An 8767-nucleotide genomic window follows, 5' to 3' on the forward strand; every position below is an offset into this window, starting at 1 on the left:
CTCCGGCACCGGCACCGCCCCGACGGCCACCTGCCCGCAGACCACCCTCGCCCCCGGCGCCTCCACCACCTGCACCGCCACCTACACCGTCACCCGGGCGGACATCTCCGCCGGCACCATCCTCAACACCGCCATCGCCACCGGCACTCCGCCCAGCGGCGCCCCCGTCACCTCCCCGCCCTCGAACGCCGAGGTCACGGCGAAGGTGCCGCCCGTCGGGTCGCTCCCGAGCACCGGTGCCACCACGCTGCTGTACGGGACCGCGGCGGCTCTGCTGCTCGCCCTCGGCGTGCTGGCCGTGTCCGCCCGAGGACGGCGCCGCCCGTCGCTCCACTCCGACGAGAGGTAGCAATCACCCCCTGACGGACAGTCGGGACAGCACCGGGGCGGCCCGGGGGCTTCACGCCTCCGGGCCGCCCCTCCGCGTGCGCCGGGGGTGCCCGGACGACACGCGGCTGCCCCGGGCCGAGGCCCGGGGCAGCCATGGGGAGGTGGGAGAAGGTCAGCCGCCGCTGATGCCGGTCTCGGTGAAGTTGCCGCCGACGCCGTTGGCGCCGATCGCCAGGGCGGCGCTGAGGAAGGAGGCACCGCCGGGGCCGAAGTCGACGTCGGTGATCTGGATGGCGCTACCGTTCGGGCCGACGGCGAATGCCCCCTTGTCGAAGTTCGCCACGGGGATGTGGTCGGCCTCGTGAGCCGAGGCGATGGTCGCCCCACCGATGACGAGCGGGAGGGAGAGAGCGGAGACGGCCAGGACGCGGTGCACAGTGCGCATGAGGAAAAGCCCTTCCAGGCATTGAAGTTGATGAGCAGTCAGATCGCCGCGAACTGGCGACCCTTCACTATCTACGCACGCGCGCATACGGGCTGCCACCGGAGACCGCCGTCCGGGGCACCCGATTGGCGCCAATCCGGGCCAGACTCCCCCGTTCGGCCCCGCGACCCGGTCCGGCGGCGGGGTCGCGGGGCCGGAAGAACCCCGCACCACCACCCGAACGGCGGCGTCCGCCGCATCCGGGGCCGGGCAGGGACCGGCGCGACGGCGGGCGGGCGGCCGTGGTGCTCGGGCGAGGGGTCAGGCCGTGGTGCGGATGCCGTCCAGGGCGATGGACAGGACGCGGTCGCGCTGCTTCTCGTCGGCGAAGGAGACCGAGCCGACGCCGGAGACGAGGCGCAGCAGATCGTCGATGCTCATGTCGGCGCGCACCTCGCCGGCCGCCTGGGCCCGGTGGAGCAGCGGTGCGCTCGCGTCGTACATCAACCTGCGGCAGGCCACGAAGACCTCCGTCTCCTCGCCCGCCAGGGCCTCGCGGATCGCGCGCTTGGTCAGGGTGTGGGCGACGAAGCGGCGCAGCCAGTCGGAGAGCGCCTCCCATGGCGGCTCGGCGGCCAATTCATCGGCGGCCAGGCTGAGTTCGCCGACCTCGTCGGCGTAGACCGTTTCGAAGAGGTGCCGGCGGGTGGGGAAGTTGCGGTAGAGGGTGCCGATGCCGACGCCGGCCCGGCGGGCGATGTCCTCCAGGGACGCCTCGGCCCCGTGTTCGGCGAAGGCCTCGCGGGCGGCGGCGAGCAGCGCGTCGAAGTTGCGCGCGGCGTCGGTGCGGCGCGGACGCCGGGCCGCGAGGAACTCGCTGACGACCTGTTCCGTCACGGGGGGTCTCTTTTCGGACAACGGGTTGAAGCGGAGGTTCACCTCCACTAATGTGGAGGCATGCCTCAACTTTACCAGTGAGGCCTGGGCTTCGCCCTGCCGCCACGTGCGGCCACCGCCGTCGGCCACCACACGCCGCCCCTGCCCGACTCTCCGGCATCCCCTCCCCTCCGGCGTCCCGCCTCCCGCGTCCCACGTCCCGAGAAGGTTCGATGAACCGCCAGTCCAACCGCCTCACCTTCGGCGTTCTCGCCACCGGCGCGGGTGTGTTCGCCCTGCTCCAGTCGCTGATCGCGCCCGCCCTGCCGACCGTTCAGCAGGCGATGCACACCTCGCAGGCCACGGCCACCTGGGTGATGACCGCCTATCTGCTCTCCGCCTCGATCTTCACGCCCATCCTCGGCCGGATCGGCGATCTCGTCGGCCGGAAGCGCACCCTCGTCGCGGCACTCGTCGCGCTCCTGGTCGGCTGCCTCGTCGCCGCCCTCGCCCCCAACATCACCGTGCTGATCGTGGCCCGGGTCGTCCAGGGCATCGCCGGGGCGCTGTTCCCGCTCTCCTTCGGCATCATCCGCGACGAGTTCCCCGCCGCGCGGGTGCCCACGGCCATCAGCAGCCTCTCCGCCGTCATCGCGGTGGGCAGCGGTCTCGGCATGGTGCTGGCCGGACCGATCGTCGGCGCGCTGGACTACCGCTGGCTGTTCTGGTTCCCCGTGATCATCGTCGCGATCACCACCGTCATCGCCCACCGCTTCGTCCCCGAGTCGCCGCACCGGGCCGAGGGCAGCGTCAACTGGCTCGGCGCCGTGCTGCTCTCGGGCTGGCTGGTGGCACTGCTGCTGCCCGTCAGCCAGTCCTCGAAGTGGGGCTGGGGCTCCCCCGCCGTGATCGTCCTGCTCCTGGCGGCCGTCGTCCTCTTCGCCCTCTGGGCCCTGGTCGAGGCCCGCTCCCGCCACCCGCTGATCGACCTGCGCGTCATGCGCCTGCCGGCGGTCTGGACGACCAACACCGCCGCGCTGCTCTTCGGTGGCGGGATGTACGCGGTCTGGGCGTTCCTGCCCGGCTTCACCCAGACCCCCTCGTCGGCCGGCTACGGCTTCGGGTCGAGCGTCACCGGCGCCGGGCTCCTGATGCTGCCGATGCTGGTCACCATGTTCGCCGCCGGCGTCCTCAGCGGCCGGCTGGCCGGCCGCTTCCCCGCCAAGGCGCAGCTCACCGTGGGCGCCGTGCTGGGCGCGGCGGCCTGCGGGATGCTCGCCGCCTGGCACGGCCGGCCGTGGCAGATCGCCCTGGCGGCAGGCGTGTTCGGGATCGGCATCGGTCTGGCCTACGCCTCGATGAGCATCCTCATCGTCCAGAGCGTGCCCGCGGCGCAGACCGGCGCGGCCACCGGGATGAACGCCAATATCCGCACCATCGGCGGCTCGGTCGGCACGGCCCTGATGGCCGGTCTGGTCACCGGCCGGCTCCAGCCCTCCGGTCACCCCTACGCCTCGGGCTACACCAACGGTTTCGCCCTGCTCGCGCTCTTCTGTCTGGCGGCCGCCCTGGCCGCCTTCCTCGTGCCGGCCCACCGTGCCGTCCCGGTCGTGGTCGCCGGCTCGGCCCCGAAGCCGGAGAGTGTGCGGAACTGACCGCGCCGCTCCCGCCCGGGGCGGGAGCGGCAGGGCAGGGGCAGGCGCTAACCGACCACCGGCAGCTCCACGAAGGAGGGCCGCACGGCGCCGTGGCCGATCGTGTAGGCGGCCCGGCCGTCGGCCGGCCGCAGCTCGAAGGAGTCGGGGTTGGCGGCCGCGATGGTGAGCCGGATCCGGTCGCCGGCCCGGAAGAGGACGGAGGTCGGCTGCAGGTCCAGGGTCACCTGCCGGGGCCTGCCCTGCGGGAACGGCGCCGCGTCGGTGCTCGTGTAGCCGCGGGCGGTGCGCAGCCGGCGCCAGTCCGGGTTCTCCCGGCGGGAGGTGGTCGCCCGGTCGGCGAGGGCGAGTTGGCCTTCGGTGAGGTAGGTGACGCGGCCGTCCGGTGCGACGTGCTCCAGGTAGACGTGCAGTGCGCCGTCGCTCGCGCCGCTGATGCCGGTCACGTCGAGGGTCACTCGCCCGAGGCCGGTCACCCGGGTGTCCTGGCGGACCGGCGGGCTGTCGTAGCTGAGCAGTTCACGGTCGACGGCGGCGCGGTCGGGGTAACTGACCGGGGCGCCGCTGAGGTTGGTGTTCCAGCGGTCCGACGGGCCGGTGCCCGCGGTCGGGCTGAGGCGCAGCAGGTCGGCGTCCGGTCCGGCGGCGGTGGCCGACGGGCGCTGCCGGGTGAGCGCGTTCCCGTCGGCCAGGTAGAGCCGCTCGGTCCGGGTGCCGGTCACCGGCCAGCGGGTGGTGGCGCGCCAGGTGCCCTCGTTCAGGGTGTAGTAGTGCAGCACCCGGTCACCGCCCGAGCTGCGGGGTGAACGGTGTGCCGCCCCCCGGTCAGTGACGCGAAGCCGATGAGCGGATTCCTCAACGACCTTGCGTCCCAGTGCGGATGACGCCACCTCAGCGCCTCGGCCCGCCATCAACCCGAGTGGCCGGACGCCGGGCGCCGGCCGTCCTGGGCCGCTCATGACAGGCGGATCAGGCCAATTGACGGCCGGTTATCGGCGCGAGGGTGCCCCCTCGGCCGGAAACCTGTGGACCGCCCGGCGAAGCCTGCCATGATGCCCGAAGAACGATGTGACATGTCACAGTGCTCTCGGTGTCCGCCGGGCGCACGAACGAGGGAGGAACCCATGAAGCGTCTCGCCGCCGTACTGGCCGGCACCGCCGGCCTGGCAGCCCTGATCGGCACTCAGACCGCCGTCGCCGCACCCGTCTCCGGGCCGGAGTTCACCGGCGTCATCACCTGCGGGAGCCCGGGCGCGCCCGGCTTCCTGCTGACCAAGGCCTGCATCGAGGTCACCGGCAACCAGGTGAACCTCTACGGGCACGCCGCCCCGACCAGCCCCGGCTGGCAGGACCAGCAGGTCAGGTTCAAGCTCAGCGGCGCCGTGATCGGCAGCCCCCCGTTCGGCGGCGTCAACCCGACCACCCTGGTGACCGCCGGCGGCAACTACGTCAGCGGCATCACCACCACCGCGCCCTGCGGAGCTACGGTGACCGTCGAGTTCAGCGTGGACCAGTGGGGCTGGCCGCCGTCGACGGCGACCGCCTCGACCGTCGTGAGCTGCTGAGCCGGGCCCGACACCACACCGGGTAGGGGCGGGCGACCGCCCGCCCCTACCCCCGTGCCCCGCACAAGGAGCGGGTCGGCGACGACCTGACGGAGCGCGAGACCGAGGTACTGACGCTGATCGCGCAGGGCCTGTCGAACGCGGAGATCGCCACCCGGCTGGTCGTCGCGGAGCAGACCGTGAAGTCCCGTGTGAGCCGCATCCTGGTCGAGCTCCAACTGCGCGACCGGACCCAGGCGGCGGTCTTCGCCTACGGGCCGGGGCTGGTGCGCCCGACCGGCTACTGAAGAAGCCGCACTCCTCCCGGCCCGGCCGGGGGGCGTACCGCCACCGCCCGGGGCTTGTCCGCGAACACCCACCGGTTGCTCGCCAACGCGTCGTTCGGCTCGGGGAGTGGGCCGCGCCCGTGGTGCTGGGTGAAGTCGAACGGGGTGTGCAGCGAGGTGGCCCAGCCCCGGCGCGCCAGCGCGCCGGCCGAGTCGGGCCGCGGCTCCCCGTCGAACAGGTCGAGCAGGTCGACGCCGATCTGCTGCTTCGTCGAGCGGTAGACCGGGTTGTCGCGGACCTCCGGCGACTCGCCGCCGAGCTTGACCTCGAACGCCAGCGTGCTGCCGGCGGCGCTCAACCCGTCCACCGCGTCGATGAGGTACCGCTCGGCGGCGTTGGGCAGATAGAGCAGCAGCCCCTCGGCCAGCCAGGCGCTCGGGGCGGTCGGGTCGAAGCCCGCGCCGGTCAACGCCCCGGCCCAGTCGGTGCACAGATCCGCCGCGATCGACACCCGCACCGTCTTCGGGGCGGCGCGGAGCCCGTCGAGCACCTGGTGCTTGAACGCCAGGACGTCCTCGGTGTCGACCTCGAAGACCGTGCAGCCGGGGGGCCAGTCGAGGCGGAAGGCCCGGCTGTCCAGCCCCGCCCCGAGCAGGACCACCTGGCGGGCGCCGGCCCGCACCGAGCGGAGGAGGGCGTCGTCGAGGACTCTCGTCCGCAGACCGAAGTAGCGCCCCAGCCGCCCCCAGAGCGGGTTCGCGTCCCCGCCGGGAACGTGCTCCAGGCGGACCGGCCAGTCGGCGGAGGCCCGTGCGGCGCGCACGAAGTGCTCGGCGTAGACATCCCTCGCCAGGGCGTTGTGACGGTGACTCTCGATCGCCCGGGCCGCGGCGACCATCAGGGCGGTCAGGCCGACGCCCCCTTCCACCCCGGCGGTCAGGGCCGGTCCGGAAGGCCGTGCCACCCCGGAGGACGGCGCCACGGGGGTGCGAATCGCTGTGCCGATCATGACTGTCCTCCCCTCAGGTGAGCCGGGACCACGAGGCCGGCTGTTCATGGGTGGTGCACCGGGCGCCGTAGACGAGACTCATGAACCGCAGGACCTCGTCGTCCGGCAGGTGCAGGCTGGTGGTGCAGTCCGTCAGCACCGTCACGTGAAAACCCTTCTGGAACGCCGTCCGGGCCGTGGAGTCCACGCAGACGTCGGTGTACAGGCCGGCGAACACGAGATGCCCGGTGCCGCGCCGGACGAGGTGCTGCTCGAATCCGTCGCTGAGGAAGGCGTCGAAGCACGCCCGCTTGGTGAAGACCCGTTCGCCGGGCGCCGGTGACACCTTGTGGAACTCGGCGCCCCACGAACCGTCGAGGCACTTCGGCTTCTTGCCCAGGGCGGCGTCCCGCTGCCGCCAGCTCGGCCCCTGGTGCGCGACGTCCCCGACGAACCGCACGAAGACGACCTCCGTGCCGTGCTCCCGTGCCAGGTCGACGGCTCGCGCGGCGTTCGTCGTCACGGCGTCCAGCGTCGCGGGGTCGCCGCGGTAGCGGGCGAGGGCGGTCGGGCCCGCGCAGAAGTCGTTCTGGACATCGACGACGACCAGCGTCGTGCCCTCCCGAGAGGTCATGACCCGGAGACCCGGGTGGCACCGGCGGCCGGCGGCCCGTCGGGCCCGTCCGGCTCCAGCGCGTCGAGCAGCGCCTCCACCACCTCGGTGGTGGAGTTCCGTCCGCCGGCGTCCGGGGTGAGAACACCCCGCTTCACGACGGACTCGAGCGCCTGCTCCACCGCCCGCACCGCGCCGGTACAGCCCGCGTGCCGCTCCGCGATCGCCGCCGCGGCCCGCACGGTCGCCACCGGATTGACCGTGTCCCGCCCCTCCAGGGCGTCGGCGGAGCCGTGCACGGTCTGGTACTCGACCAGTCCGGCCAGGTCGGGGTGGAGGTAGACGTTCTCCGTGCAGCAGTTCTCCTGCCGCTCGGAGCCGAAGCGGTCCAGCAGGACCACGTGCATGATGTCGGCCCACTCGTTGCCCGCGACGATCACGGTGCGCGCCGACGGCCCGTGCTCGATCAGATTGCGGTTCACCGTGTCCGGCTGGAACAGCCGGATGTCCACGCCATGCCGCCCGGCGCTCTCGGCCACCCAGGTGTCGAGAGCGCCGTCCAGCAGATGGAACTTGTAGGCCATGACGACCTGGCCGACCTCGCCGTCGGGCCACTCCTGCCGCGCGCGCCGCAGGGCGTAGGAGATGACCTTCTCGGTGATCTCCCGGCTGAACGTCATGGTGCGGGTGACCAGGCCCGGGGAGTGCTGGTTCTCACCGGTGTAGAAGCCCTGGGCCTCGTCCCGGACCAGCAGCAGTGATCCGCCGCCGGTGGCTATGAGATCGACCTTGACCGCCTGCAGCCGCTGCCGGACCAGGTACAGGGACTGGGCGTTGATCGCCGTACGGAAGATCACCGGGACACCGCTGTCCGCCTGGGCCCGGCAGAACCCCTCGTAGTGCTCGGCGTCCTCCTGGGTGAGCTCACGGACCCGATCGCTCCCGCCCTCGGCCCGCAACGAGGCGTACGAGTGATACGTTCGCGGCGAACGGACGACCTCGATGTCGACCGCGTGCAGCTGGGCGAGCCTGGCCAGGACCCGTTCGAAAACGGCCGCGACTTCCGCCCCGGTGCCGCGGCCGACCGCAAGTCCGATAACCGACTTCATTGCTCTCCTTCGTCCTCGGATTCCTTCATCAGCGCGCCACGCGCCCCACCAGATGGTCACCCGGAATTCCGGCCTTGTCCGGACGGTAATAGTCCTTGATGCCGTCGGCCCACGTCGCCGCCTCGATCCGGTCCGAATCCGTGGGAGCGAAAGCGTCGAAAAGGGCGTCGATGTTCGCGCGTTCGAAGCCGATGGCCACCATCAGCGCCACAAAGGCTGGGCGCTCGATGAGCCCGTCGCCGTCCGGATCCCCCAGCGCGGCGAGCGACTCCGCGAACTCGCTGATCGTGGCGTCGAAACGCTGCGGCGCGAGCACGCAGGCGGCGTACTCGTCGAAGGTGATCCGGCCGTCGCGGTTGGAGTCCAGCTCGGTGGCCAAAGTCGTCCAGTACCGCCGGAAGGCGGCCAGCATCGCGTCTCTCGCCGCACCGTCGGAATCGGGTGCCGCCTCGACCACACGACCTGCCATAAGAGCGAAATCATCTGCCTCGAGAAGGCCGTTTCCGTTGGCGTCGAGCAGGGAGAAGACGAGCTTGACGCGACTGACCGCCTCTGTGCGCACAGATCCGCCGCCTTTCTTTTGGCCGACCCGTTGCGGGGCAGCGCGGATGGAATGGTGAAATATCTGTCTCACTATCCAGCCGGCCACCGGTCTACCCCGGAGGAATCCGGTTCAATTCACTCGATCGAGGGAATTGGGCGCGCCGGTCCCGGGCATCCACCAAAGTTGTGCGTCGATCGGCACAGTGCAGCCGTCGACCCGGCTGCGCCGCCGGATGCCCGACGAGCACGGGCGGCCCGGCCGCCGGATCGTCGAGGCGCCGAACACGTCCACGGCCCCCGCCTGCTTGGGTTCAAGGGGTCGTCGCAACACCACTTGGTTTTAGGTGGTGAGTAGATCACGTAGACGCTCGGCTGGGGTATTCCAGCCGAGCGTCTT

General features: G+C 72.0%; 10 protein-coding genes and 1 pseudogene. 4 read left to right on the plus strand and 7 right to left on the minus strand.

What is annotated here, in order from left to right; genetic code table 11:
• Positions 1 to 349, plus strand: a 349-nt coding sequence (locus ACIQIB_RS31960) for an LPXTG cell wall anchor domain-containing protein (RefSeq protein WP_400762237.1), incomplete at its 5' end; no start/stop codon positions are given.
• 153 nt (positions 350 to 502) lie between these two features.
• On the opposite strand, the gene ACIQIB_RS31965 is transcribed toward ACIQIB_RS31960, so the two are convergent.
• Positions 503 to 775: a hypothetical protein gene (locus ACIQIB_RS31965; RefSeq protein ID WP_400650717.1), complete on the minus strand. Its 273-nt coding sequence runs from the start codon at positions 773 to 775 to the stop codon at positions 503 to 505.
• Between the two features lie 300 nt (positions 776 to 1075).
• On the minus strand, positions 1076 to 1651 hold the full coding sequence (locus ACIQIB_RS31970) for a TetR/AcrR family transcriptional regulator (RefSeq protein ID WP_400762239.1): 576 nt from the start codon (positions 1649 to 1651) through the stop codon (positions 1076 to 1078).
• A gap of 212 nt (positions 1652 to 1863) precedes the next feature.
• Here ACIQIB_RS31970 and ACIQIB_RS31975 point away from each other — a divergent pair, with 212 nt between their 5' ends.
• Positions 1864 to 3285, plus strand: a complete 1422-nt coding sequence (locus ACIQIB_RS31975; protein WP_400762241.1) for an MFS transporter — start codon at positions 1864 to 1866, stop codon at positions 3283 to 3285.
• A 47-nt stretch (positions 3286 to 3332) separates the two neighbouring features.
• Here the strand turns inward: ACIQIB_RS31975 and ACIQIB_RS31980 are convergent, their stop codons facing one another.
• Positions 3333 to 4064 carry a CocE/NonD family hydrolase gene (locus ACIQIB_RS31980; protein WP_400762243.1) on the minus strand — a complete coding sequence of 244 codons (732 nt, stop codon included), beginning with the start codon at positions 4062 to 4064 and terminating at the stop codon, positions 3333 to 3335.
• A gap of 345 nt (positions 4065 to 4409) precedes the next feature.
• Between ACIQIB_RS31980 and ACIQIB_RS31985 the strand changes: the two genes are divergently transcribed.
• Positions 4410 to 4850 (plus strand): hypothetical protein, encoded by a 441-nt coding sequence (locus ACIQIB_RS31985; RefSeq protein ID WP_363608491.1) that lies wholly within the window; start codon positions 4410 to 4412, stop codon positions 4848 to 4850.
• Between the two features lie 50 nt (positions 4851 to 4900).
• A pseudogene (locus ACIQIB_RS31990) lies at positions 4901 to 5137 on the plus strand (response regulator transcription factor); the annotation flags it as partial.
• On the opposite strand, the gene ACIQIB_RS31995 reads toward ACIQIB_RS31990, so the two are convergent.
• The 4 genes from ACIQIB_RS31995 to ACIQIB_RS32010 all read right to left on the minus strand — a co-directional run bounded on the left by ACIQIB_RS31995 (position 5131) and on the right by ACIQIB_RS32010 (position 8389).
• Positions 5131 to 6015, minus strand: a complete 885-nt coding sequence (locus tag ACIQIB_RS31995) for a class I SAM-dependent methyltransferase (protein ID WP_400762250.1) — start codon at positions 6013 to 6015, stop codon at positions 5131 to 5133. The pseudogene ACIQIB_RS31990 and the gene ACIQIB_RS31995 sit on opposite strands and share 7 nt — an antisense overlap.
• Before the next feature lie 124 nt (positions 6016 to 6139).
• A complete protein-coding gene (locus tag ACIQIB_RS32000) occupies positions 6140 to 6739 on the minus strand; it encodes a cysteine hydrolase family protein (protein WP_400650726.1) in 600 nt (199 codons plus the stop codon).
• The gene (locus ACIQIB_RS32005; RefSeq protein WP_400762245.1) at positions 6736 to 7827 is read right to left on the minus strand and encodes an isocitrate/isopropylmalate family dehydrogenase; all 1092 of its coding nucleotides are present in this window, start codon (positions 7825 to 7827) and stop codon (positions 6736 to 6738) included. Before ACIQIB_RS32005 ends, ACIQIB_RS32000 begins: the two co-directional genes overlap by 4 nt.
• A gap of 28 nt (positions 7828 to 7855) precedes the next feature.
• Positions 7856 to 8389, minus strand: a complete 534-nt coding sequence (locus ACIQIB_RS32010; RefSeq protein ID WP_363608486.1) for an EF-hand domain-containing protein — start codon at positions 8387 to 8389, stop codon at positions 7856 to 7858.
• Positions 8390 to 8767 lie beyond the last annotated feature (378 nt).

Source organism: Kitasatospora sp. NPDC092286, assembly GCF_044755565.1.
GTDB lineage: Bacteria > Actinomycetota > Actinomycetes > Streptomycetales > Streptomycetaceae > Kitasatospora.

Excerpts from the sequence above, each read along its gene's own strand:
- ACIQIB_RS31965 (WP_400650717.1), bottom strand. The coding sequence starts at position 775 with ATGCGCACTGTGCACCGCGTCCTGGCCGTCTCCGCTCTCTCCCTCCCG.
- ACIQIB_RS31975 (WP_400762241.1), top strand. The coding sequence starts at position 1,864 with ATGAACCGCCAGTCCAACCGCCTCACCTTCGGCGTTCTCGCCACCGGC.
- ACIQIB_RS31985 (WP_363608491.1), top strand. The coding sequence starts at position 4,410 with ATGAAGCGTCTCGCCGCCGTACTGGCCGGCACCGCCGGCCTGGCAGCC.
- ACIQIB_RS31995 (WP_400762250.1), bottom strand. The coding sequence starts at position 6,015 with ATGGTCGCCGCGGCCCGGGCGATCGAGAGTCACCGTCACAACGCCCTG.
- ACIQIB_RS32000 (WP_400650726.1), bottom strand. The coding sequence starts at position 6,739 with ATGACCTCTCGGGAGGGCACGACGCTGGTCGTCGTCGATGTCCAGAAC.
- ACIQIB_RS32005 (WP_400762245.1), bottom strand. The coding sequence starts at position 7,827 with ATGAAGTCGGTTATCGGACTTGCGGTCGGCCGCGGCACCGGGGCGGAA.